Source organism: Sphingobium sp. TomTYG73 (assembly GCF_055394245.1).
This window is the reverse complement of sequence record NZ_AP027339.1, coordinates 2,533,631-2,558,998: the sequence shown is the minus strand read 5'-3', so window position 1 is coordinate 2,558,998 and position 25,368 is coordinate 2,533,631. Positions and strand designations below refer to the sequence as shown.

Genomic DNA, 25,368 nt, shown 5'->3' with positions numbered 1-25,368 from the left:
CTCAAGTATAGGTGCGGAATGGTGCGGCGTTTTTCGACTGCTTTGTCCTATGCTTGCCCTTGCCGCACCCAATAGCGCGGCGATCCGGGAGCAGTCACGGGACCGCATGAAGATCATCGTCATCGCCAGCCTCGCCTATTCGGTGATCAATTTTCGCGGACGGCTGATCGCCGCAATGATCGGCAACGGGCATGAGGTCATTGTCTGCGCGCCCGGCCGTGATCCCGAAATCGAGGCAAAGCTGGCGGCGATGGGCGCGACCTATCTGCCCATGCCCATGGCGCGGGCGGGGATGAACCCCTTTGCCGATATGGGCACGCTGAGCTGGCTGATCGGTTGCTTCCGGAAACATCGGCCGGACGCGGTAATGGCCTATACGCAGAAGCCGATCATCTATGGCGGCATCGCCAGCCGGTTTTTCCCGTCCATCCGCTTCTACGCAATGGTGAGCGGGCTTGGTCATGTGTTCAGCGACGGTGAATCGCGCCTGCTGCCCTATGTGCGGGCGATCGTGTCCATCCTGTACCGGCAGGCGCTGCGCACCGCCAAGGCGGTGTTCGTCTTCAACAGCGATGATCGTGGCGAGATGCTGCGCCACCATATTCTGCGCCCCGACAGCCGGGTCATCCAGGTGCCGGGGTCGGGCGTGGACCTGTCCCATTATGCCCAGGCGGCTTTGCCGGAAGGACCGCCCGTCTTCCTGATGATTGCGCGGCTGCTGCGGAACAAGGGGCTGATCGAATATGTCGAAGCGGCCCGGATCGTCCGGGCGCGCTTTCCCGATGTGCGCCTGCAACTGTTGGGGCCTCTCGATGAAAATCCGGCCGCCGTTTCGCGTGAGGCGATCGCCCAATGGCAGGACGAAGGCATTATCGAATATCTGGGCGAGACGCGCGATGTTCGCCCCTATCTGGGGCAGGCCAGCATCTTCGTTCTGCCAAGCTGGTATAGGGAGGGGCTGCCGCGCACGATACTGGAAGCGATGGCGGTGGGCCGGGGCGTGATCACCACCGACATGCCGGGCTGCCGTGAGCCGATCAGGCAGGGGGTAAACGGTTTCATCGTCGCGCCGCGCGATGCGAAAGCGCTCGCCGACGCGATGGTGCGGATATGCGAGCAGCCGACCCTGCCCGCGCAACTGGGCATGGCGGCGCGCAAGACGGTTGAAGAAAATTATTCGGTCGAGATGGTGAATGCGCTGCTGCTTTCGACCATGGAAATGAACGGCCCCGTGGCCGGGCGGGCTGGGCGAAAGAGGGTCAACGCGCCGATCCTTGCCGGAGAATCCTGATGGGCATGAGGCGGCTGATCGACATGCTGTTCGCGACCACCGCTTTGCCTTTGGCGCTGCCGGTCATGGCGGTGATCGCCGGTGCCATAAGGCTAACCGGTGGCGCGCCGGTGCTGTACCGGCAGATGCGCGTGACGAAGGGCGGGCGGCGCTTTCCCGTCATCAAGTTCCGGACGATGACCGATGCTCGCGACCGGGATGGGCGGTTGCTGCCCGACGCCATGCGGACGACACGGATCGGCGGGTTCCTTCGGCGCTCACGGTTGGATGAACTGCCCCAGCTTTGGAATATCCTGACCGGGACCATGAGCCTGATTGGCCCCCGCCCCTTGCTGCCCGCGACCATAGAGGAAGCCGGAGAGCGGGGACGGCAGCGGTGCGCGGTCAGGCCCGGCCTCACCGGATGGGCACAGGTCAACGGCAACACGCTGCTGGGTGAGCGGGACAAGATCGCGCTCGACCTGTGGTACATTGCGAACCGCTCCTTGTGGCTCGACCTTACCATCCTTGCCCGGACGATCAGCGTGGCCGTGCGCGGCGAACGGTCCAACCAGTCATCGATCAGGAGGGCACATGAAGGCCATAGTCGTTGGCGCGGTTGAAAGCACGCGGGTCGCAGTGACGGCCCTTGGCGAATCCCGTCAATGGGATGTGGCAGCGGTATTCACCCTGCCGCCCGACCTCGCTCATCGCCATTCCGATTTCGTCGATCTTTCGGACGAGGCCGAAAAAGCGGGGGCACGGATGGTGCGAACCGCCAATATCAATTCCGATGCCGCGTTGCAGACGATCCGCGATGTGGCGCCCGATTATATCTTCGTGATCGGCTGGTCGCAGATTTGCGGGGAAGCGTTTCGCGCCACCGCGAGGCGGGGAGTCGTGGGCTATCATCCCGCGCCACTGCCACGCCTGCGGGGCCGCGCTGTCATTCCATGGACCATCTTGCTGGATGAGCCCATTTCCGCTTCCTCCCTCTTCCTGATTGATGCGGGGGTGGATAGCGGCCCGCTGCTTGGCCAGCGCTATTTCCATCTGGCGCCAGATGAGACGGCAGCGACGCTCTACGCCAAGCATATGGCAGCGCTGGAAGCGATGCTGCCGGGCGTGCTGGAGGATATTGCGGGCGGATCGCCGACGCTCACGATACAGGATGAGCGGTGCGCCACCTATGCCGCGCGCAGGCGGCCGGAAGACGCGCTGATCGACTGGTCGGCGCCGGGATCGGCGATCTGGCGCTGCGTCAGGGCCTGCGGTCATCCCTATCCGGGCGCCTGGACGAGCTATGCGGGCGAGAAGATCGTCATCGAAGAGGCTTCGCTGGTGCCATTGCGCCATCATGCCGCCGCGATGCCAGGGCAGATTGTCGAGCGTATGGCGGAAGGCTTCATCGTGCGCTGCGGCGACGATCAGGGATTGCATGTGTTGCGGTGGCAGACGGCGCGGGAGGCGCCCCTACCCAACCACGCCATATTGGGACGGGCCAAGGCAGCGGCATGACCATGATCGACAGCATAGAGCGCGCGCTGGTGATCGCGCCCCATCCCGACGATGAAGTGCTGGGCTGCGGGGGAACGATCGCGCGCCTCACTGCCATGGGCCGCCATGTCGAGGTCGTCATCGCGACGCAGGGAAAGCCGCCGCGCTTCACTGCGGTGCAGGTGGAGCGGGTGCAGGCAGAAGCGCGCCAGGCTCATGAGGTGCTGGGCGTCGCGCGGACGCATTTCCTGGATTTTGAAGCGGCGGCATTGGATTGCCTGCCGCGCGCGGAGTTAAATGAGGGCATCGCCGCTGTGGTGGCGGAGAGCCGCGCCGACACATTGTTCCTGCCCTTCCCCGGCGACCTGCATTTCGATCACGGCCTGATATTCGAGGCGGCGATGGTGGCGGCGCGGCCGGTTGGGGCGCATTATCCAAGGCGCATATTGGCCTATGAGACCGTGTCGGAAACCAACTGGGCAGCGCCTTATCTGACGCCGCCGTTCCAGCCGCATGTCTTCATCGACATCAGCGAGCATCTGGATCGGAAGATCGAGGCCTTTGGCTGTTTTGAGTCGCAGGTTCGTCCTTTTCCCAATGAACGATCTTTCGAAACCCTGCGCGCGCTTGCGCAGGTGCGGGGTAGTTGCGTCAGCCGGCGGGCGGCGGAAGCCTTTGTGCTGATAAGAGAGGTAGCCTGACATGGACGCACCCACGACCCGGACTGGAGGAGCATCGGCAACCTTGGGCACGGATTGGGAGGGACCTGAACGCAGCGGCCGGTCGCTGCGCATGATGCTGAGTTCCGCCGGGCGGCGGGTGGGCCTGATGCGGAGCTTCCGCGAAGCGGCGGCGGCGCTGGGCATCGACCTTGCCATGTTTGCGTGCGATCTGAAACCGGACTGGAGCCCGGCTTGTGTCGAGGCGGACGGCAGCTTTGCCGCGCCGCCTGCGGAGAGCGATGGGTTCATTCCGGCGATGCTGGATATTTGCAGGCGTGAGCAGATCGAACTGATTGTGCCGACGATCGATACCGAACTTATCGCCTATGCCAGTGCGCGCGAGCAGTTCGCCGCGATCAACTGTCATGTGGCGGTTTCTGACGCGCCACTGGTCGAGATGGCGCGGGACAAGCTGGCCACGGGGCGGTTCCTGACGGGTGCGGGTCTCCCCTCCCCCGCTACCATATCGGTGGAGGATTATCTGGAGGGATCGGCCGATCTGCCGCTCCCGCTGCTGGCCAAGCCGCGACATGGCAGCTCCAGCCGGGGCATCGGCATGGTCTATGATCGCGAGGAGGTGGCGGCGCTCGACAAGAGTGAACCCTATATTCTCCAGCAGTTTCTGGCGGGGCGGGAATTTACGATCAGCCTCTATTTCGATGGCGAAGGACAGCTGCAATGCGCGGTTCCCCATGAACGGCTGCGGGTACGGTCGGGGGAGGTCGAGAAGGGCGTCACGGTGCGGGATGCGGTCATCCAGGACCTGGCCTGGCGGTTGGGCTCCGCCCTTCAGGGCGCGCGCGGGGCGATGTGCTTTCAGCTGCGGGTGGATGCGGAGGGGAACGCCTCCATTTTCGAGATCAATGCTCGGTTCGGCGGGGGCTATCCATTGGCGCATCGGGCGGGGGCGCGGTTTGCGCAGTGGATGCTGGAAGAACGGCTGGGACTGCCGCGTACGGCGCATGATGGCTGGCAGGACAATGTCCTGATGCTGCGTTTCGATGATGCCGTTTTCGTCTGAAAGCACCCGGTTCGAGCGCGTCATCGTCTTCGATCTGGACGACACCCTCTACCTCGAGCGCGACTATGTGCTGAGCGGGCTGAGGGCCGTGGGGCAATGGGCGAGTAACGCGCTGGGCATCGACGGGCTGGGCGAGGTGATGCGCGCGCGGTTCGACGCGGGGCGTCGCAGCCAGATATTCGACGACAGCTTGCAGGAGATGGGCCTCGCGCCGTCGCCCCCTCTGATCGCGCGGATGCTGGCTACGTACCGGCAGCACCGGCCCGACATCTGCCTTGCGCCCGATGCGGAGCGGTTCCTTGCGGGGCGTGATGGCAGGACGGGCTTTGCGGTGATCACCGATGGCTTCCTCGACGCGCAGAGGCGCAAGATCAGGGCGCTGGGCCTATATGGGCGTGGCATCCACCTTGGCATATGCACCGACAAATGGGGGCGCGAGTGCTGGAAGCCTAACCCGCGCGCGTTCGAGCATGTCGAGCGGATTTTCGGCCGGTCGGGCGGATCGCTGACCTATGTCGCGGACAACCCGTCGAAGGATTTCACCGCGCCCCGGTCACGCGGGTGGCGGACGGTGCAGATTGCCCGGCCCGACCGTATCCACAAGTTCGGCATGCATGAGGGCGTGAAGGCCGATCGGATCATCGAGACGCTGGAAGAGCTTTGACGAGCGCCTCTATTTCCGAGTTTCTTCCACCGTCCAAGGGGCGACATTGATCGCCCGGCGCAGGCACAGCGTCAGGCTGCCCAGCCAGATTACGCCGAACAGCAGATGGGCGATGTTCGCGCCCATCGCTCCGACCGACGGAACCAACGAAAACACGGCGCAATAGAAGGCGAGCGTGCATGCCATGACCGTGCGGAGAAGTGCGCGCTGGTCGCCCAGGGCGAGCAGCCCGGCGCGGCTGGCGGACCCGCTGATCGCGAAAGTGACCGCGAGGATCTGCACGGTGAGCAAGGGAACGGCTCCGGCAAAATGCGGCCCGACCGCAAGGCGCATCAAAGGCCCGCCCACCAACAGCATGGCAACGAAGCAGAAGACGCCAAAGGCCCCCAGCAGCAATTCGGTTTGAACGAGCACGCGAACGAAGGCGTGGCGCTTGCCCGCCGCCACCAACCGGCTGAGATCGGGATAGACCACGGCCTGCACCTGCGCGCCGACCTGGAGAAGTATGCGACTGATGCGTTTGGCGATATGGAACAGGCCCGCGCTTGCCGGATCGGCGAGCCATCCGACGATCAGCGTGTCCACGACCTGCACGCTCGACCAAAGGGTGAGCGAAAGGTTCGACCCGAGCGCGAAGCGCCAGATGTCGGGAAAACGGCCGGTGATCCCTTTCGCCCTTGCTCTTAGCAGTTGACGAAATCCAGGCTGGGGCAAAAAGCGCATGGCAAAAACGAAATTGGCAATCGAGCCCAAAATCTGGGTGATCGTCCATATGAGGATGATCTGGAGCATGCCCGCGCCCGCCAGATAAGCAACTGCCACGCAAAGGAGGCGGACGAACGCGTTCGCGACCTGAATCTGCGCCACCGTCCGATATTGGCCCGCAAGCCTGAATATGGCGGTTGAGACACCGTTGAAGTTGAACAGCAGCGAGGTGGCGAACAGCAGTGTGTAGCCCACGTGTTGGAAGGAGAAGCCGAACAGATAATGTCCGGCGATCGTCAGCACGCTCGCTATCGCCCAGGCCGCGATGCTGCCGCCGATATCGAGCAGCCAGCCGAATTTGAGCAGCGCGAAATAGGAAACCGGGTCTGTGTGAGGATCGATGGTTGCCCCGCTGCGGATCAGCGGTTGCCACGACTGAAAGCTGAGCAGACGCTCACACGCTTGGCCGAGCGTCAGGATCATGGCGAAGATGCCATAAGCAGCCGGACCCAAAAGCCGCGCGACCAGTGCAATGGACAGAAGCGTCAGCGCCAGTGTCGCGGCGGTGCCGGACAGAAGATGGAAGACGGCCCGCGCACGCCGATGAGTCAGCGCATCGCGCAACCGAATCGCGGAAAAGGTCATCTTCAATCGAAATCCCACCGCATTCATCGGCACGCCACCTTCAGTCCTGTTTTTCGAGACTTATGATGGGACCGAAGCAGGAAAGACGCAGCTTCTCTGTCGTCTTAACTCCTAATAGCCGGTGCGGGGGAAGAATTGCGAAACGGGGCCGCACGCTCACCCGCAGGCAAGCGGTACCCCGTTCCGGCAGTCGGCAAGGCGATCAGGCGAAGATAAAATCCGCAGCCGTGAAATTATGGGCGGTCAACGTCCCGAGGGGATCGGCAATGTCGATGCTGAACTTCACCCCGGAAGAGGTCACGACATCCAGCAAGACGTTGCCCGAGGCTCCATCATGCGCGAACACCGTACCCGGCGCCCCGCCCGCGGCATATTTGGTGACGCCAAGCTTTTCCAGCACGATGCGGTCGGCGCCGTCCTGGAAATCCTCTATCCGGTCGCCGCCATCCAGCGCGCCCGCGCCCTTGAACACGAACCAGTCGGCGCCCGCGCCACCCCATAGCCTGTCGGCGCCCAGATCGCCGGCGAGCTTGTCGATCCCGGCATCGCCGTGCAGCTCGTCGGCACCGTCGCCGCCCAAGAGCAGGTCGTCGCCATCGCCGCCGAACAGAATGTCGTTTCCAGCCTCGCCATTCAGGGAATCCGCGTCCTTGCCGCCGTCGAGGAAGTCGTTGCCGCCGCCTGATTCCATGTTGTCCCGGCCATCGCCACCGTAAAGCTGATCAACGCCGATTTCGGAATCCAGAATATCGTCGCCGCTGCCGCCCGACAGATAGTTGTTGCCGTCGCCGCCATCGACCCGGTCATTGCCATTGCCACCATAAACATGGTCGTCGCCGGACTGCCCCTTCAGCTTGTCGTTGCCGTCTTCACCATAGATCCAGTCGTTGCCAGCCCCGCCCGCCACAGCCTGTGTCGTCAGCTTGCCAGTGGCCGGATTGATTTCGTTCAGGAACCCGTCATCGCCAGCGCCAGCGTAGATGATGTCATCTCCCGCGCCTCCATCGATATAGTCGCGCCCCCCGCCTGCAAGGATGGTGTCATTCCCGGCATCCCCCAATATCTGGTCGTGCCCGTCCAGCGTTTCGATGCGATCGTTGCCGTCCCCGCCGACGACGATGTTGTTGCCCAGGCCGCCATAGATACGATCGTTACCGAGACCGCCGTCGAGCGAGTCATTGCCGTCCTCTCCCCAAAGCTGATCATCGCCCGAACCGCCCTTGAGGAAGTCGACGCCCGCTTCCCCATGAAGCACGTCGTTGCCATCATTCCCCTCAATATAATCGTCGCCTAACCCGCCCCACAGCTGATCATTGCCTGCGCCACCGAATATATAGTCGATTAAGGATGTTCCCTTGATGACGTCGTTTCCGACAGTCCCGTAAAACTTCGCCATTTCACTCGCTCCCAGTGGAGGCCCTACGCGCATGAAAATGGCGCGGGGCCGGCGTAACTGTCCCACGCTAATATAAATGATAGGTTGATTGAAACCGCCGGGCGGGCGCGGATTCCGGCGAGTCCGGGAGCACGCGAAAGCCCATCTGGAGCCGCGCTTGCGACATTATGCGTTTTAGCGCAGTGACTTCCCCGGACAAGACTCCAGTTCGCACGCCTCAGGGCGCGCGCGCCGATAAATAATCAGCGTCGTCTAAAAGTGGCAAAAACAGGCTGCGCCGTTCAGATAGCGACAGGCCTGGTTGAGCTTGCCCCGGACTGGCGCGGAGCGATCGCCTCCATCGCTGCGCGCTCCCATTGGACAAGGACGCGGTCAACGGTGAAACGCTGAGAGCCGGCCCGTGCCCCTTCGGACAGGCGGCGGCGCTGATCTGGGTCGGCGCACAAGGCGGCGATGGCCGCGCCAAGAGCGGACACGTCGCCATCCGGGACCAGCAGGCCGCTGATCCCGTCGTCGATCATTTCGCCGGGGCCGAAGCGGCAATCAAAGGAAATCACGGGGACGCCCGCCGCCATGGCTTCGCCGACGACGATACCCCACCCTTCAAAGCGGGAGGAGAGGACGAAGATGTCTGCTTCACGAAGCCAGCCGCCATGATCCTGTGTGACGCCCGGCATCGACACCCGGCCTTGCAGGCCTAGCGCGTCCCGCTGCGCTTCGAGCTTCGCGCGCTCCGGCCCCTCGCCCCAGATGGTGAGGGACCAATCGGGGGTCAGGGGGGCCGCGCGGGCGAAGGCGTCCAGCAGCAGGTCGAACCCCTTTTGCGGCACCAGCCGCCCAACGGCGACGACCTGCCTGCCGCATGGGCGCGCCTCATCGATCGTGACAGGAGCATAGGTGGGATTGGGAATGACCCACTGGCGGGGACGCATGACCTTGGGGAAATATTGCATCGCGCCTTGCGTCATCGTCACCAGCCCGTGCGCGCGCGCATAGGTGTAGCGGCGCAGAGCCGACCAGAAGGCGCCGGGTCGTTGCTGGGCGGGATTGTTGCGTTCCGACACGATCACCGGGATGCCGAGCGGCTTTGCGGCCAGAACGGTGACGACGTTGGTGCGTGTCAGGAAACTGATGATCAGGTCCGGGCGCGTGCTTGCCAGTGCCTTGCGGAGCGCGCCGATGCGATTGAATACCGCGAGGGCGGATCGCAGCACGGGCAAGCGCCCGACGGGAAAGCCCAGCTGCGTGATGCTGACCGCCGGATCATGCGCATAATAAGGGCGCGCTCCGGGCTCTTCGAAGGCGAACAGACTGACCGTCCAGCCCGACCGGCTGAAATGATTGCACAGGAGGCTGACGATATGTTCCGATCCTCCAGCACGCAGGCCGGGCAAAATGAAGGCGATGTGCGGCTTGCCTCCGCCTGAGGCATCCGTCCGGATCGGCATTGTCATCCGCGCACAGTGAAGCCTTGGCCGCGTCAAATCCATGGGACTTGCGGATTATCGCCAGTTGGTCGCGGCGGCCAAGCGGCTTAGCCAGAACCGCAGGCCGCTCGCATTTGGGCTAATCCCTATTGGCCTGCGTCATAGCCAAGCGCCCACTTCATGCCGCCGCCACACATTGTAGGCTCAACGGCTATGATAGTAGCAGCAACAGAATTTTTCTCGCACCCGGCAGAAGCCCTTCCCCAGCAGGTGGAAGACGCCTTCTTCAGTTCCATCAAGAACCCGAACAACACGTTCAAATGCACCTGGGGCGGACGGTTCGGCGCGCTGGACGGCCGTCTGGTGGAAGCGGTCAAGGCACGCGGGCTGGATGTGCGGGAAGTACTGGACGTCGGCGTATCGTCGGCGACGACCACGCTGGACCTGTGCGACGCCTTTGCCCGTGAAGGATACCGGCCGCGCATCACCGGCACCGATTACGCCATCCATGCCTGGATCGTCCCGCTGGGCAAAAGGTGCGCGGCGCTGCTCAACCCGGAAGGTCAGCTGTTGCAGGTCGACCTGTTCGGCCGGTCGATACAGCCATGGCGGCGGCGTCTGGATTATCTGACCGGCATGTGGCTGGTGCGGCCGATCCTGTCCCGCATCGTCGGCGGTCTGGCGGCCCGCAGGCTGCGCGAGGGTGTGGGCGTCAGGAAGGTCGAACTGGTCAGCCCGCGCGTCCGCAACCATGGCCTCATCACGATTGTCGAGGATGATGTGCTGGCCCCGCGTGACGGTTTCGGCCGACGTTTCGATCTGGTGCGGGCGGCCAACGTCCTCAATGAAAATTACTTCGCCGAAGCCGACCTTCGGAAGGCGGTGGATAATCTTCGTTCCTATCTCAAAGGCCGAGGATCGCTGCTGTTCATCGTGCGCACGCGGATGTCCGGGGACCATCATGGGACATTGTTCGCCATGAGCGACAGTGGTGCCCTGGAGGTTGTGGAACGGATCGGTGCCGGATCGGAAATAGAAAAGTTGCTGACCGCGATGTGAGCGGCACGGCTTCAGGAGCCCCCATGAAGATTCTCCACGTCATAACCGCTTTGAATGTCGGGGGCGCGGAAACCATGCTCGCGAAGCTGGTGGATCATGAACGCAGGCAGGGCGGCGCGATGCAGCCGTCGGTCGTGTCGCTGATGCCACCGGGTGTAGCTGGAGACCGCATCCGTGCGAGCGGCGTGCCGCTTCATCATTGCGGCATGAGAAGGGCCATCGATCTGCTACCGGGACTTGCCCGCCTTCGCGCCGTCATCCGGCAGGAACAGCCAGCGGTCATCATGGCGTGGATGTATCACGCCCATCTCGCCACCCGGCTGGCGACCTTGGCGAGCGCGGACACTGTGCCGGTGATCTGGAATGTGCGCCACAGCATCGATGAACTGTCGCAGGAAAAGCCCCTGATGCGGGTCATCGTGCGGCTGGCCGCCGCATGTTCATCCTGGCCGCGCACGATCATCTATAACTCCCATGCGGCGGCGGCGCAGCATCAGCGGCTGGGCTTTCACGCGGGAGATATGGCGGTCATTCCCAATGGGTTCGATTGCGACCTCTTTCGTCCACGTGAAGAGGCTCGCGATGCGCTTATCCGCGATCTGGGGATTGCACCGGGCGCGCTGATCGTCGGGATGGCGGCGCGCAATCATCCGATGAAGGATGCGGCCACTCTGGTCGAAGCGGTCCTGCGCGCTCGCGAGCGTGGCGCCGATGTTCACCTGCTGCTGACGGGTCAAGGCATGGACGAACCCACCGGCGCGCTTGCGCGTCTGCTGGCGTCCATGCCTGCCGATCGCCTGACCCTGCGGAGCCATGACCGGAAGCTTGAGGCGTTGCTGCCCGGCCTCGACATAATCGCGCTGCCTTCGGCCTGGGGTGAAGGTTTCCCCAACATCCTGGGCGAGGCGATGGCGTGCGGCGTGCCCTGCATCGCGACCGATGTCGGGGACAGCGGCTGGATCGTCGGCAAAAGCGGGATGGTCGTTCCGCCACGCGACCCGGCGGCGCTTGCCGAGGCGATCATGGCGATGGACCGGCTGGGTTCCGATGGGCGCCACCAATGGGGTGAGATCGCCCGCACGCGCGTGCAGGAGCAGTTTTCGATGGGCCAGATCGCGGCGCGCTACCACCAGCTTTACCGGGATGTATCTGGTTCCTCCTTTCCGGAACGGGGAGCCCCCGCCTCGCCACGCCGCGCACAGGTGATGTGAACATGTTGCAGGTCTTGCCCGCCTCCCCCTCTCTGTCCGGATCCGCCGCGACGCTGGACCACGAAGCCGGAAGCGCTGCCCCGGCGCGCATCTGCTTCCCCTTTGCCGGGGGCGCGATGGGGGGGAGCCATATCTCCGCGACCAAGCTCATCCATCAGCTGGATCGGAGCCGCTTCTCGCCCCTCATCGTCCTGCATTATGGATCGGGGCAGTTCGGCGATTTCCTGCGATCCGAGGGGCTGGAGTTCGTCACTCTGCCCGATACCCGATTCTTCGGCGAATCACCTGGCGTTCCCAAAGCGGGAGGCAGGGCGGAGACGATGAGCGCCCTGATCGATCAGTGGCGCATGACCCGTTTTCTGAGGCTGAACGACGTCCGGATCGTTCATACCAATGATGGGCCGATGCATATGTCCTGGGCACTGCCCGCGCATCTGGCGGGGGCCAAGATGCTGTGGCACCATAGGGGCAGTCATGATGCCCGAGGCGTCCGCTTCGTCGCCCCCTTCGCGGCGGATCGCATCGTCGGCGTATCCGCCTATGCCTTGTCCGAGGTGCGCCGTCGAAAGCGCGCGGCGCGCAAGACTTCCGTCATCTACAGTCCCTTCGACGCGGACGCCGAGCCGATCGACCGGGCGCAGGCGCATCTGGCGCTGACATCGGAGCTGGGCGTCGATCCCGACACCCGCCTTCTTGGCTTTTTCGGCCACTTCATCGACCGCAAAAGGCCGCTGATGTTCGTGGAGACGCTGGCAAATATTGCCCGGACGCGGCCCGAACTGCCCGTGATGGGATTGATGTTCGGATTGCCGTTGACGGACGGGATAGAGGAACAGATCAACGAAAAAGCCAAGGCGCTGGGCGTAAGCGATCGCCTGCGCCTCATGGGCTTTCGCTATCCATCGGCGGCATTAATGGCGGGCTGCGACATCCATGTGGTGACGGCCGTCAACGAGCCCTTTGGCCGGTCCCTGATCGAAGCCATGCTGCTCGGCACGCCCGTAATTGCTGCCGCATCGGGCGGTAATATCGAAGCGATCGACCATGGCGTGACGGGCATGCTGGTCGAACCCGATGATCCCGCCACCATGGGGCGGGCCATCGTCGAGCTGCTCGATTGTCCCGATCGCCTGACGGCGATCGCCGCGCAGGCGCAGATCCTGGCGAACCGCCGTTACGGCGTGGAGCAGCATGCGTCGCAAGTGTCCGCAATCTATCAGTCGCTCCTCGGGACGGGGCCGCGCCGGAACCGGAGGCGATGGTGAGTTCGAATGCGGTGGCCGCCCTGGGTGTCGGGATCGCCGCGCTACTGGTGGCTCCGTTTGTCACGCCTTCCGATATCGTGCGGCAATTGACGGGCACCGGCAATTCCGACGGAACTTCAGTATTGCCCGAAGTACCCGGTGCCGAGGCATTTCCCGGAGCCGAAGGCTTTGGCCGACGGACCCGAGGCGGACGGGGCGGCATGATTATGCCTGTCACCACGCTGGCGGACCACGGCCCCGGTTCCCTGCGCGCGTGCATAGAGGCCAAAAAGCCCCGCATATGCATCTTCCGCGTCGCTGGCGTGATCCGTTTCACGACGGATCGGCCCGTGATCCGCCACCCCTATATCACCGTCGCCGGTCAGACCGCGCCTGGGGGCGGAATATTGATCACCCATGCGGGAGGCGAAAGCGGCAACACCCCTATCGTTGCCAAAAATACGCATGACGTGATCATTCGCCATATCCGCGTACGAACCGATCTCAACGGGAATGCTGCAGCCAGCAACGGATCATTTCTTTTTGAGAACAGCCACAACATCATCTTCGATCATGTCAGCGGTGCCTGGGCATTAGGTCAGATCATCGGCGGCTTTGGCGTGAACGACAATGTCACAATGTCTAACTCCATCTTTACAGAGGGCATTTCCCGGCGGAGCAAATGCGCGATGCTCGCTTTCGACCCGCGGGAGCCGCAGAAGGTCAGCTTCATCCGCAACCTGTGCGCTCATAATGGAAGCAGAAGTCCGGACGTGAATTTCACGCCCAAGTCATGCGTGGAGATCGTCAACAATGTTCTTTATAATGCTAGGTCCCAATTCACCCGCGTGCAGGAAATCTATGGCGGGACGCCCGTCAACATCGTCGGTAACTATTACAAAAATGGTCCGGACGGTACGGACAAGATTGCCGCAATAGATCGTGATGTGGGCGCGAGCACAGGCCAATCGGAAATATTCATGGCCGCCAACAGGCTGGATCAGGTCAAGGTGATGACAACCCGCGCCGCAGCCGCTGCACGTGTGGGGCGGCCCGTCTGCCCCCTCAGCATGAAAGTCGCCTCACCCGAAAAGGCCTATATCCAGGTACTGGCCGGCGCTGGAGCATTTCCGCGAGATGCGCTCGACCTGCGTACCGTCAGCGATGTTCGCAACCGGACAGGGAATATCCTGCGTAACGCAAGAATGCGAAACGGACCACGCCCGCTACCCCGGATTGCGTCCGGAACGCCCTATGTCGATCTGGATGAGGACGGGATGGCCGACAGCTGGGAGCGGGCCAATGGCATGAACGCCCGGCGCAATGATGCCTGGCAGGATGCCGACCATGACAATTGGCTGAATCTGGACGAATTCCTGGATTTTGCCCATCGCGAAGTCATGGCCGGGCGGCAGATACGCTGATCTTCTATCCAATCAATATTGCAGGCGGATTTCCGCGCCGACGATCGAGCGGTCGAAATCGTCGAACGCTCTTGTGCTGTCGCGATTGGCGATGCGGCCGGTGAGCGCGAAGGAAATATTGCGGTTCACCAGATATTCGACTTCAGCCACACCGGCGATCGTCCGTTCGTGCTGGCCCGACCCAATGAAACTGCTGCGGCGGTACAGCACGGAAGCCTGCCAGCGCAGATTGTGATAAATCTCATTCTGCACACCCAGCCGGAATCTCGTGTCAGTCCGCGACTGCGCGCCAGTGCGGACGGTGGCGACATCGCCCCGGAACCCGTCGAGCGTGACCGCCCATCTGGGCGAAGGCGTGTAGGTCAGCCCGGCCGAAACCGACAGGCCGGTCCTGCTGTCAAATCGCGCGTCATCGGGGTTGAAGCGGAACACGCCGACGGACGCTTCGCCGCGGATCAGGCCGCCGGGTTCAAAGGCGACCCCTGCCCGTGCGCCATAGGTTTTGGAATCGCGGTCTACACCCGACGCGTCCACCGGCAACCGGAACTCGCGCCGGGTGATAAAACCCTCGCCGAACACATTCATCATGCCGCTGACCCGGTATCCCAGCCGGGCGGAGCCGGAATATTGGTCGAAGTCGCGTTCGGCATCGACGGCGGCCAAGGCGTTGTTCTTGAGCCAGGTGCCCTTCACGCCGAGATTGAAGCGGGCGCCCTGATGCGTATAGCCAAGGTCACTTTGCCACTGGTCATATCTGCGCGGCGGCGTGCCGACGCCCGTGCGGGATTCAGGTTCGCCGCGGTCCTCGACCAGCCGCATCCAGCCCGCGCTAGCGGTAATATTATCGGCGCCAGACAGGTGATATACGCCGCCGATGCTGGTATTTATGCCTTCGGAATTTTCACTGTCATTCTTGAAATAGCGCCGGACTACACCGCGCGCCTGCGCCGCCAATTCGAACTTGTTATCGCTCAGCCGCAGGTTGAGCCAAGGCGAGATGGTCAGGCGCTCATCGTCGACTTCATTTGATGACAGGGCGTAGATGTTGGAATCATATTCAAGCCGGGCATCCGCGCCGAGATAGGCCGATATCCTCCCCAACTGTACCGCTCTCGCCTCATATTCCTCCGGCGTTTCCAGCAACGGCGTGGCTCGATCCAACTGCTGTGCGGCAGCGGGAAGGGCCATGCCCGTCAAAATGACGCATGAGCAGAAGGGGATGAGGCGCTTTGCTGTCAAAACCATTTCTCCACGACTTTGATGGTGTCACCCGGCTGGATCGGCGTATTTTCGGAAGCCTTGGCGGTGGACGCCTGGCCATTCACCTGACGGATGATGGCAACCGTGTTGCGATTGGCGCGAAATGTGTACCCGCCTGCCACCGATACTGCGGTGACAACCGTCATACCGGGCCGATAGGGATATTCGCCGGGGCTACGCACTTCGCCAAGGATGTAGATGGGCCGCAGCTTCACCGGCTGAACACTGACGGCGGGCGAGACCATCAGCCGCTTTTCCACCAGCAGGGCGGCGATGCGCTGTTCCAGTTCGGGGATGGTCGATCCCCTGACCGGAATCCCGCCCATCAGCGGCAACGTCAGTTCGCCGCGATCATTGACGACGAAGGCCGTGCCATTGTCGATTTCGGTAAAGCCGGGGACGATGATGCGAAGTTCATCACCCGGGCCAAGCCGATATTGATCGGCGTTGGCAGTGGAAACAGCAGGCAGACCGGACACAGAGCCGGTACAGGCCGAAAGCGCGAGCATCAGGGAAATGCCGATAGAGTGAACTAGCCGCATGACCACCTCCCATTTCCTGGCCACTTCTGGCCATTTTTGTTACAGTTTCAGAACAGAAATAAATTAATGTCAATTGCTGCTGGATAGTTATTTGTTCGGAAAGGATAAACTCTGGTCGCCTTCACGAGCATCCTCGATCGCCTCCAGCAGCGCATCGACGATGATTTGCATATCCTTATCGCCCAGCAGATGATCGACCGGCAGCATGAGGCTGCGTTCGCCTATTTCGGCGGCGATCGGCAGGGGATGGAGATTGGGGTGGGCACTGTTCCGGACGGCCAGTTCCCGGGACATGTCCGGGCATGATCCTGTCCCGGCGGGTATGCCATGACAAGCGAGCGCGGCGATGACGGCAGGTCTAGCATCCGCAGCATCCAGCATGAGGTAGAATTTGTAGAAGGCGTGATCCACCCCCTGCGGCACCTGTGGCACATGGATCAGCGGATGATGGCCCAGTCCTTCGCGCAGGATGGCGGCATTGGAGCGCCGCCGCGCCAGCCAGGACGGCAGCTTGCGCAATTGCGCCCGCCCGATCGCGGCCTGCATTTCCGTCAGCCGCCAGTTGGTGCCGAAACTTTCATGCAGGTAGCGGAAGGCGTTGCCTGCCGAAGGCGCCGAGAGCATCGCGACATTCTTGCCATGGTCCTTATAGGCCCAGGCGCGTTCCCAATGCGCTTCGTCCTTCAGCAGCAACATGCCCCCTTCCCCGCCCGTCGACATGATCTTGTCGGTGCAGAAGGAGAAGGCGGCGGCGTGGCCGAAGGAGCCGACCTTCTTTCCATCGATGGCGGCGCCATGCGCCTGGGCACAGTCCTCCACCAGCCAAAGGCCATGCCCGTTCGCGATCGCCGACAGCGCCTCCATGTCACAGGGCCAGCCAGCCAGATGGACGCACAATATGGCCCTCGTCCTTCCGTTGATCAGCGGAACGACGGCGGCGGGATCGATCGTGTGGCTGTTGGCGTCGATGTCCGCGAATATTGGCACCGCGCCGACCGCCGCCACGGCAGAGGCGCTGGCGAAGAAGCTGCGGGCCGGAACGATCACCTCATCGCCCGGCCCGACGCCCAGCGCACGAAACGCCAGCTCCAGTGCCAGCGTGCCGTTGGCGAGAGAGATCGCATGGGGCATGCCGCAATACAGCGCGAACTCGCGTTCGAAGGCGCGGCACTCGTCACCATGTACCAGCGAGTTGACGCGGCCGCTTTCCAGCACCCGGACCACGGCATCGATCTCGTCCGGCTCATATTGGGGCCAGCGCCGGTCTGGCGGCGGGAAAGGCGGGATCGCGACGGCCGCAGCACCTAGTTCGCGCGTCTGGGCTATGCGATTCATATCCTCATCCCCAGGATCATGGGCATCGGTCGCGCAAACGCTGGCACCCGGTCATTCATTCGCAGCCTTGCCGACAAGGTCGATCTCCCGAGTCAATTCTCGCAGCGTTTTTGCCCAGTTCGATTGGGCGGGCGCGCGCAGCAATTCCTTCATCAGGTCGCGCACCCCATCCTCATCATGGGTATGGATGAGGTTTGCCAATTCGGTGAAGGCATTCACCAGCTTTTCGAGCGGGACCGGGCAGGGGCTTGCTTCGATCACGCCGGGGATCGTGGAGCGAAGCTGTTCCTCGGTGGTGTCGAACAATTCCTCGTAAAGCTTCTCGCCGGGACGAAGGCCGACGAACTTGATCGGCACGTCGATGTCCGGACGCAGGCCCGCCAGACGGATCATTCGCCGGGCGATGTCGACGATCTTGATCGGCTCACCCATGTCGAGGACGAAAATGGTGCCGCGATCAATGTTGGTTTCCATGGCGCGGGCGCTGCTTTGCAGGATGAGTTGCACCGCTTCGCCCACGGTCATGAAATAGCGCTTGATGTCCGGGTGCGTGATGGTGAGCGGCTTTCCGGCGGCCATCTGCTGCTGGAGCAGGGGCACGAGCGATCCGCTGGAACCCAGCACATTGCCGAACCGCACCGTCATGAAACGCGGGCTGTCCGGGTCGCACTGGCCGATCAGGTCAAGCGCCTGGCAGTAGAGTTCGCCGAGGCGCTTGGTGGCCCCCATGACGCCCACCGGATTGACCGCCTTGTCCGTCGACACCTGGATCATCGCGAGCGAGCCATAAGCGCAGACGGCATCCGCGACGTTTCGCGTGCCAAGCACATTTGTATGGGCGCCCTCGCACGGATTGGCCTCGACAATGGGCACATGTTTGAGCGCGGCGGCATGGAAGACAACCTCCGGCTGATGACGCTGGAAGACGTCGTCGAGCGCCGCGCGGTCGCGGATCGAGCAGAGTTCGGGCCGGCAGATGAGATCCGGGAACTTGTCCCGCGCCTGCATCTCGATGGTGTAAAGATTGAACTCGCAATGATCGAGGAGAACGATCTCCGCGGGGCGGAAGGTGGCGATCTGCCGCACAAGTTCACCGCCGATCGTGCCGCCCGCGCCCGTCACCAATATCCGGCGGGCACGGATCAGCCGATCCACGATGCTGCGCTGAAGGGAGACTTCGGGTCGGCCGAGCAGGTCGGCCAGCTCGAACTGCTTGATTTCCAGGCGCGCCGTTCCGTCCTTCGCCTTTTGCAGGTCATTGGCGTGCGCGACCGTCAGGTCGCACTGATCGGCCAGCTTGACCAGATGGGAGAAGGATCGGCGCGGCATCGTCCTGTCGCCGCGTATGACGAGGCTTTCGGGCTTCAGCCCCCGCGTCGCCAGCATCTCCACGATCTGCGGCAATTTGTCGGGCGAACCCAGCACAGGTACACCGGCGACCTGCAACCGCGTCTCGCGTCCGTCAAAGGTGAGCGCGCCGACGACATTGAACCGATTGGTCCGCTCGGCGCGAAGCATGTCCATCAGCGACCGTATCCAGTCCAACTCACCCAGCAGCAATATGTTGTGACCACCGCCGGGAGGGACGATATGCGCCAGGGCAAATTCGCGCAGACCCCGGCGCACCGTTCGCACGCCGATCATCGCCACCAGCAGCAACGCCGAATGCAGCAGCGCGAAACCGACCGCCTCCAGCGGCACGGCCCGTATCTTTGCCGAGATGATCAGGCACATGCTCCATGCCGCCGTCGCTCCGCCCGCGACCCCTGTCGAAAGCGCGATGCAGTCGCCGAAGGAGAGGAAGCGCCAGCTTCGCCAATATAGGCCCGTCAGGCAGAGAGCGAACACCGCCACCAGGGTGAAGAAGATCATGAGGCTGGGACGGTCATAGAAGGCCGCCGAAACGCTGCCCGGTATGGCCATCACGACCAGAAGCAGGGTGGTCAGGATCAACGAAGCGTCGATCAGCATGAGCGCCGCGAAACGGGCTGGGCCGGGAAAGCCCGTCGGCCGCGTCAGCAGATCGTGCAGCAGTATCGCCCAGCCAGGCCCACCAGCGGAAACCTCCGCCCGCGGGTCTGCGAGATCGTCGAGAAGCGGGTCAGATCCAGCGGGCGGCGCGCTCGCATCCATAGCAAAACCCTTGCGGTTCAAGAAAGGATCGTCGACGAACAAACCCCGCATGCTGCCAAAGAGGGCCTGTCGCAGCATGCGGAGCGCGATCGTCCAGATCACGAGTAAAACGGTAACAACTTGGCCCCCGGCCGCAATGAACCAGACAGCTATCATCCCTTGTGGCAGGAATGGGTGCGGGTGTTGGCCGAACGAGCAGAATATCCGCAGGCATGCGCCCCGAATGATTTGCGGGAGGAAGCTGGATTAAGTCTTTTGGCTAATTGACATGTGCGCCGGGTCGTATTCGCCCACGACATCGACTGACGGGCTAAATCCAAGCCACTGCCAGAAGATCATTTCCACAATAGGTTACGCGCGAATCGCACATGCTGTTCAACACATGTCATCAGGCCACCCTAAAGGACAGCGCTTCCTTGCTATTTGGGATGGTTCAGATAAATTCATGAATAGACAAGCGGTTAGCGAAATCGCGCCAACGCACGATCTTCACGTAAGTTAAATTTTTCCAAAATGTTACGCCTATTGTTCAACGCTGCATTTGTGATACTCTCCGACCCGATAAGACAGGGGTCGCCTTCAGCAAGTGCTTTTGCATTCAATCCATCACAGTCTTTCTGTGATGTTGAGGGAGGCGGACGATGACAATGGATTCAGATGTTGTGCTTGTGGGCGGAAGCTCCATCGTCAGAGAGGGTCTCCGGCGGCTTCTTTCGTCACAACAGCGTCAGATCCTCTATACCGGGGCCAGACTGGACGAGCCTTGCCCCGCCCACGTCGCCGATTCCGACTGCCTTTTGCTGCTGATCGAAGATCAGGACATGGAATGGAACGGCGCGGCGCTTGCCCAAGCGCGCGAATATTATCCAAGCGCGCGGATCGCGATACTCGCCAACAAGTTCGATTTCGACGCGATGCTGGACGCTTTTCGATCCGGAGCCGAAGGCTATCTGATCAATGACCTGTCTTGCGAACGATTGGGAGGGTATCTCGACCTGATCGCGTTGGGGGAAAAGATCTTTCCTTCGCAACTGGCCCAGAAGCTGATCGATCAATCCGCCGTCTGCGAGGAAACGCCCAACGCTGTGTCGATCGACTGCGCCAATCTGTCGGCACGGGAAATGGAGATATTACGGCGCCTGATCGCAGGGTTGCCCAACAAGGTCATCTCGCGCGAGCTTTCGATCAGCGAAGCCACGGTCAAGGTTCATGTGAAAGCGGTCCTGCGCAAGCTGCGGGTGTCCAATCGCACCCAGGCAGCTATATGGGCGGCAGGACAGGGACTGCATGGTCAGGCAGCTGACAGCGCAACGCCCTCGCCACCCAAGGCCAGCCCTGCCGCTTTCCCGCTGAGAGGCGCCACGCGCGGCATCGCCGATTGTTCGGCAAGCGTGTGACGACCGCCGGAGGACAAAGGCAGCATTCTCACGAGCCGCGCTAACCATCCGTTTTCATTGCCCGACCCCCTACCCAATCGGATATCGTCCCCTGCCCTTTTGAACGCCGGGCAGGCATTATGTGCAATGGACTAAGTCCGGCCAGATTTGCATCCTAGTCGCGGAACAAGGCAGAAAAATAGCCGGAGCGCCAGGCGTGCAAACCAGTCAGTATCAGGCAAGCCATTATCCATTGCCCGGCGGCCGTCGTGCCAGCCCCGCCCAGGAACGAACGCAATTCTGGACGGACGAACTCCACAGATGGGAATTCGTCCTGTTGCAAGGCGCGGTGTTTTTCGCGCCTTACAACGCCTTCCGCCATCCCAGCCTTTACATAACCATAAGCGACGTGATGTTCGCAGGCGCCTTCTTCCTGCGTGTGTCGACAGGGAGGGTGGCGTCGCCCTTTGCCAGTCTGACCTGGCTCTGGGTGCTGGGACTGCTGATGCTTAGCGGCGGCCTTTTCATAGGCAGCGTTTTCAAGGGCGATGTGGTCAGGTGCCTGGTGTTGGTTACCCAATATTCCTTCGCCTATCTGCTCGTGCCGCTCGTCCTGCTGCGCCGGTCGGAAGAGGAAGTCGTCCGCCTCATCAAATGCGGAATCTGGGGCATGGTGGTCATGTGCGCGCTCGGCGCCATGGTCTACTCGGCCGGTTATTACAGCATCGACAGGGAACAGATGGCCCTCGTCACCGGCAACAAGCGGCTACAGGGCTTTGCCGGCAATCCCAATGGCATGGGCGTGCTGACGGTCATGGCGATGACGCTCGTCTGGCTGATGCTCCTGTCCAAACAGATGCGGCCGATGATTGCGCTGCCCTGCCTCGCCATTCTCATCACGGGCGTGATCCTGACCAGTTCCAATACCGGACTTTACAGCATGATCGCCGCCGCCCTGATTTTCTTCGGCGGCAGACGGAATTTCAAGACCCTGATCATCGTCGCGGCGCTGGGCGCTGCCGTGCTCGCATTCGGGCAGAATTATCTTCCCGCGACATTCCAGACCAGGGTTCTTTCCGCCCTGAACTCTGGCGATCTTTCGACCGCGGGTACGTTCGAGTCCCGGCAGGAGTTGAACCGGGAAGCGTTGGAGATGGCCGACAAGAATCTCATCATCGGCCTTGGCGCGGATCAGTATCGGCAGGAAAGCCGCTATGGTCTTCCTGTCCATAATCTTTATTTGCTGCTGTTGAACGAGGGTGGCGGCCTGTCGTTGCTCGGCTATCTGGTGCTGATGACCGTGCCGATATTGGCGGGCATCGTCGGCTATCGAGCGCGATATGGAAAGCTCGTGCTGCTGACGATCGTCACGACGCTCGTAACCTTTGCCAACGCGGTGATGGGCATGCCGCACGTCTATGGGCGATGCTGGTTCCTGTTCGTTTTCCTCGCCGTCAGTCCTGCGCTGATCGGGCCGGGCGTGATCAGCCCTCGCTTCTTGCCTTCGCCCTCGCAACGCAGAGGCATGCGCGGCCATCTTCCCCCGCTGGAAAGCTGAAGGCTCTGCCCGGTTTCCAGTGACCGTTGTCCTTGCTCGCGCTCTTGGGCACCATTGACACACCTTCCGGATCATTCACCCTTCTTCCGTCTGGGGCCTTCGAGAGGCCGGACAGAGGGGTTAAGTGGGCGTGTCGATTTGGGCAGGATATGCGGGCGCCATGGCATCAGCGGCGATTGCGATTTTGCGGGACATCTCTGCGCGCCTGGCTGTTAAGTCCATCGTTCGTCAGCGGCGTTCATGGCCCAAATGATCGGCGCTGCAATCTCGCGCATGAGATTGCATGAGGTTCGTTTCGGAAGAAAGGCGCTTCAGCCCTCTTCCCGCCGACAGCTTCTGATGAGCCCGCAACTTGGCACTCTGCTCTGGGGAGAGCGCCTGCCCTGGCGCGCGCAACGACAGGCCAGTCCGCGAAAGGCTGCACGAAGGGATCGCGCAGCCTTCAGGCCGTCATGCCATATGGTCCGCGCGGTCGCGCCAGCGCGATGGGGCCATCCGCTCATACCAGCGGCGAGGGGTCGGCATTTCGCCGCTGAAATATTCCGCTGAATCCATGTAGAACTGGACCGGATCGCCATAGCCGCGACGGGCGTGTTCCGCATAATCGACGCGATTGATGACGACACCGTCCACCGGCTTTTGCAGCACCTGCAACGCCGCGCGCACCTGTTCGATCGTGGTGCGACCCCACCGCACGACCAGCAGCGTCTGATCGGCCGCATCCATCAGCATGCGCGAATCCCGCGTGGCAAGGGTGGGCGGCGCATTGATGATCAGGAGATCATAATGTTCGCGCAGATGGTCCAACAGGTCGTTGACCTTCCCCAGCCGCATGATCGCGGCCGGATTGCGCGCAGGTTCCCGCGCGCTGAGGACGACGGGTTCATAGGTAGTGATTTCGGACGGCTGCTCTGCGTCTGGTCTTTGCGTCAGGGCGAGCGTTGGAAGCATATGGCGCGCATCGACCGCACCGCTGAGAAAATCGATGAGGTCCGGCTTCCCCCCCGCATCATCGGTGGGACGCAGAACGTCACTGGGACGGCGCAGATCGAGGTCGATCACGATCGCGCGGCGGCCCATGGCGACGGCCGCAGCCAGCAGGGTGAGCGTGACGGTCGATTTGCCGTCTCCGGTAATGGGCGAGGTGATCAGCACGGTCTGCGCCCTTCCCGGCTGGGCCAGTTCGGCGACCTCGCTTCCCAACCCACGGGCCACCTCGGCAAAGAGCGACTGGGGGTCCTGAAGCACCGGGTTCGCCTTTGCCGACCTCAGGGCGTCGCCATCCAACTCGGGCAGCAGGGCAAAGGTGCGCAAGCCGAACTGATGATATATCTGCTCGGCATTCCAGAGGCGGTTGTCCGTCAGCTCGATGCCGAACACCACCAGCAGCCCCAGGATCAGCGATCCGACGAACGCGGCGAAGGTCGCGGACTTGGGCCGGGGCGAAATCGGGTCCTGCGGGACGGCGGCAGGCGACATCAGGCGCGAATGGATGCCCGATGCCGCGAGGCTGGCTTTCACCTGCTGCGCACGCGTGCTCATGGCGGTGAAAGCACTGCGCGCGGCTTCCGCATTGCGTTCGAGCGAGTTCAGCTCGACCGTCGCGGCGGTGTTCGCGAATGCCTTGCCAGTGATCGAACGCAGCGTTCCTTCCAACTGGCCTGCGCGCGATGCGGCAGAGGCCGCCTCGCTCCTTGCGATGCCCGCTTCACGGGCGGCCGCGTTCTGGGCCTGGGTCGTGGCAGCGGCGATGACCCTCGCCTGTTCCTGCTGCATGCTGCCGGTGGTTTCCGCGATCTGCGCTTCTACTCCACGCATCTTGGGATGTTCGGACCCATACATCATGGCGAGTTCGCTGCGCGTGCGAGTCAGATCGTCCAGTTGCCGCCTTTGCTGGTCGAGCAGCGGGGACGTCGCGCCCGCCGTCGTGATGTTGCTCACGGCGCTCGCGATGCCAGCTGCCCGCGCGCTTTGTGCAGCGCGCATGGCGGCGGCGGAGGCGGCTTCGGTGGCGATCCGGTTGATCTGTTGATAATCTTCCGACCCGCCGGCGCCGGTGAGCATCTGATGCTGGCGCCGGAAGTCGGCGACCGCCTTTTCGGCTTGATGCGCCTCGATCGCGAGCCGCGCCCGCTCGTCATCCAGCTGGCTGACGATCTTGCCCTGCCGGTCGTCGCGCATGACGGAGCGGTAGGCGGCAAGGCTGGCGGGATATTGATTGGCGATTTCCGACGCCAGGTCGGCCGACTCGGATCGCACGGTGATGTCGATGAAGTCGGAATCCTTGGAGCTTGAAATCGATGTGCTGGATATCAGCCTGCCCGCGAGGCGGGACAGGCGGCGGTTGTCGACGACGGCGTTAGCGGGAAGCGGCGCTTCGACGAAGCGCGGATCGGACGCGAGCTTCAAATCCTGCACCACGCGTTCGGCAAGGGAACGGGACCGGTAGATGCCCGCTTCGTTGGCGACGCGCTGCTGGTTGCGCGCGGCCATGTCGGGCGATCCGCTGTCGTCATTCAGTTCGACCTGCACCGTCGCCGTCGCCTGATAGATGGGCGTCGCGGTCAACTGAACCACCAGTACGATGAGGACTGCGAAGAACACGATCGCGCCGAGCAACAGTTCGTGCCGCCGGATGATCTTGATGACCTGGCGGGCCGACAGGCTGGAGGGCCGGGAGCCCCCCTCCATCGGCCGGTCAGACATTGCCTCGAGCAGGGGCGCGTTCAGCGTTCCCGATTGCGATAGCATGAATAGATCCTCCACAGCGGCATTCTGACCTCATTGGCCGCCGAACCTCCCGCTTTTGCCAGGTCCGATCAAACAATCTTCGGTCGCAGAGCGCAGGCATAATGATTAACCCCTTCGGGCATCGCGTG

20 protein-coding genes are annotated in these 25,368 nt (G+C 62.5%); 12 read left to right on the top strand and 8 right to left on the bottom strand.

Going from position 1 to position 25,368, the window contains the following annotated elements; all coding sequences use genetic code 11:
- The first annotated feature begins 49 nt into the window (after window positions 1–49).
- From ACZ5TH_RS12830 to ACZ5TH_RS12805, 6 genes are read left to right on the top strand one after another with little or no spacing between them, the layout of a single operon-like run.
- Complete coding sequence (locus tag ACZ5TH_RS12830; RefSeq protein WP_464794152.1) at window positions 50–1,291, top strand: glycosyltransferase family 4 protein; 1,242 nt, start codon at window positions 50–52, stop codon at window positions 1,289–1,291.
- Entirely contained in the window at window positions 1,291–1,893 is a 603-nt protein-coding gene (locus ACZ5TH_RS12825) for a sugar transferase (protein WP_464794151.1), read from the top strand. The genes ACZ5TH_RS12830 and ACZ5TH_RS12825 overlap by 1 nt, the downstream gene beginning before the upstream one ends.
- On the top strand, window positions 1,865–2,788 hold the full coding sequence (locus ACZ5TH_RS12820; protein WP_464794150.1) for a methionyl-tRNA formyltransferase: 924 nt from the start codon (window positions 1,865–1,867) through the stop codon (window positions 2,786–2,788). The genes ACZ5TH_RS12825 and ACZ5TH_RS12820 overlap by 29 nt, the downstream gene beginning before the upstream one ends.
- Window positions 2,785–3,468: a PIG-L deacetylase family protein gene (locus ACZ5TH_RS12815; protein ID WP_464794149.1), complete on the top strand. Its 684-nt coding sequence runs from the start codon at window positions 2,785–2,787 to the stop codon at window positions 3,466–3,468. Before ACZ5TH_RS12820 ends, ACZ5TH_RS12815 begins: the two co-directional genes overlap by 4 nt.
- 1 nt (window position 3,469) lies before the next feature.
- Complete coding sequence (locus ACZ5TH_RS12810; RefSeq protein ID WP_464794148.1) at window positions 3,470–4,510, top strand: ATP-grasp domain-containing protein; 1,041 nt, start codon at window positions 3,470–3,472, stop codon at window positions 4,508–4,510.
- Window positions 4,494–5,174: an HAD family hydrolase gene (locus ACZ5TH_RS12805; RefSeq protein ID WP_464794147.1), complete on the top strand. Its 681-nt coding sequence runs from the start codon at window positions 4,494–4,496 to the stop codon at window positions 5,172–5,174. The genes ACZ5TH_RS12810 and ACZ5TH_RS12805 overlap by 17 nt, the downstream gene beginning before the upstream one ends.
- A 9-nt stretch (window positions 5,175–5,183) precedes the next feature.
- Here ACZ5TH_RS12805 and ACZ5TH_RS12800 read toward each other — a convergent pair whose 3' ends face one another.
- The 3 genes from ACZ5TH_RS12800 to ACZ5TH_RS12790 form a co-directional block, all read right to left on the bottom strand.
- Complete coding sequence (locus ACZ5TH_RS12800; protein ID WP_464794146.1) at window positions 5,184–6,524, bottom strand: lipopolysaccharide biosynthesis protein; 1,341 nt, start codon at window positions 6,522–6,524, stop codon at window positions 5,184–5,186.
- Between the two features lie 202 nt (window positions 6,525–6,726).
- Window positions 6,727–7,920: a calcium-binding protein gene (locus tag ACZ5TH_RS12795; protein ID WP_464794145.1), complete on the bottom strand. Its 1,194-nt coding sequence runs from the start codon at window positions 7,918–7,920 to the stop codon at window positions 6,727–6,729.
- A 281-nt stretch (window positions 7,921–8,201) separates the two neighbouring features.
- Complete coding sequence (locus ACZ5TH_RS12790; RefSeq protein WP_464794144.1) at window positions 8,202–9,374, bottom strand: glycosyltransferase family 4 protein; 1,173 nt, start codon at window positions 9,372–9,374, stop codon at window positions 8,202–8,204.
- Between the two features lie 186 nt (window positions 9,375–9,560).
- On the opposite strand from ACZ5TH_RS12790, the gene ACZ5TH_RS12785 reads away from it, so the two are divergent.
- The 4 genes from ACZ5TH_RS12785 to ACZ5TH_RS12770 are packed head-to-tail and all read left to right on the top strand — an operon-like array spanning window position 9,561 to window position 14,285.
- Complete coding sequence (locus ACZ5TH_RS12785) at window positions 9,561–10,406, top strand: hypothetical protein (RefSeq protein WP_464794143.1); 846 nt, start codon at window positions 9,561–9,563, stop codon at window positions 10,404–10,406.
- A 23-nt stretch (window positions 10,407–10,429) separates the two neighbouring features.
- Window positions 10,430–11,617 (top strand): glycosyltransferase, encoded by a 1,188-nt coding sequence (locus tag ACZ5TH_RS12780; RefSeq protein ID WP_464794142.1) that lies wholly within the window; start codon window positions 10,430–10,432, stop codon window positions 11,615–11,617.
- 2 nt (window positions 11,618–11,619) lie between these two features.
- Window positions 11,620–12,882: a glycosyltransferase family 4 protein gene (locus tag ACZ5TH_RS12775; protein WP_464794141.1), complete on the top strand. Its 1,263-nt coding sequence runs from the start codon at window positions 11,620–11,622 to the stop codon at window positions 12,880–12,882.
- On the top strand, window positions 12,879–14,285 hold the full coding sequence (locus ACZ5TH_RS12770) for a pectate lyase (protein ID WP_464794140.1): 1,407 nt from the start codon (window positions 12,879–12,881) through the stop codon (window positions 14,283–14,285). Before ACZ5TH_RS12775 ends, ACZ5TH_RS12770 begins: the two co-directional genes overlap by 4 nt.
- Window positions 14,286–14,297: 12 nt before the next feature.
- Here the strand turns inward: ACZ5TH_RS12770 and ACZ5TH_RS12765 are convergent, their stop codons facing one another.
- From ACZ5TH_RS12765 to ACZ5TH_RS12750, 4 genes are all read right to left on the bottom strand, one after another.
- Window positions 14,298–15,473 carry an outer membrane beta-barrel protein gene (locus ACZ5TH_RS12765; protein WP_464794139.1) on the bottom strand — a complete coding sequence of 392 codons (1,176 nt, stop codon included), beginning with the start codon at window positions 15,471–15,473 and terminating at the stop codon, window positions 14,298–14,300.
- Between the two features lie 47 nt (window positions 15,474–15,520).
- On the bottom strand, window positions 15,521–16,087 hold the full coding sequence (locus ACZ5TH_RS12760; protein ID WP_196225176.1) for a polysaccharide biosynthesis/export family protein: 567 nt from the start codon (window positions 16,085–16,087) through the stop codon (window positions 15,521–15,523).
- A gap of 87 nt (window positions 16,088–16,174) precedes the next feature.
- A complete protein-coding gene (locus ACZ5TH_RS12755) occupies window positions 16,175–17,422 on the bottom strand; it encodes a DegT/DnrJ/EryC1/StrS family aminotransferase (protein WP_464794138.1) in 1,248 nt (415 codons plus the stop codon).
- A gap of 51 nt (window positions 17,423–17,473) precedes the next feature.
- Window positions 17,474–19,657, bottom strand: coding sequence for a polysaccharide biosynthesis protein (locus ACZ5TH_RS12750; RefSeq protein ID WP_464794137.1), 2,184 nt, complete (start codon window positions 19,655–19,657; stop codon window positions 17,474–17,476).
- A 539-nt stretch (window positions 19,658–20,196) separates the two neighbouring features.
- Between ACZ5TH_RS12750 and ACZ5TH_RS12745 the strand changes: the two genes are divergently transcribed.
- Together ACZ5TH_RS12745 and ACZ5TH_RS12740 are read left to right on the top strand one after the other, a co-directional pair.
- The gene (locus ACZ5TH_RS12745) at window positions 20,197–20,952 is read left to right on the top strand and encodes a LuxR C-terminal-related transcriptional regulator (RefSeq protein WP_464794136.1); all 756 of its coding nucleotides are present in this window, start codon (window positions 20,197–20,199) and stop codon (window positions 20,950–20,952) included.
- A gap of 196 nt (window positions 20,953–21,148) precedes the next feature.
- Complete coding sequence (locus tag ACZ5TH_RS12740) at window positions 21,149–22,489, top strand: O-antigen ligase family protein (RefSeq protein ID WP_464794135.1); 1,341 nt, start codon at window positions 21,149–21,151, stop codon at window positions 22,487–22,489.
- 450 nt (window positions 22,490–22,939) lie between these two features.
- Here ACZ5TH_RS12740 and ACZ5TH_RS12735 read toward each other — a convergent pair whose 3' ends face one another.
- Entirely contained in the window at window positions 22,940–25,240 is a 2,301-nt protein-coding gene (locus ACZ5TH_RS12735; protein WP_460987269.1) for a GumC family protein, read from the bottom strand.
- Window positions 25,241–25,368: the final 128 nt, after the last annotated feature.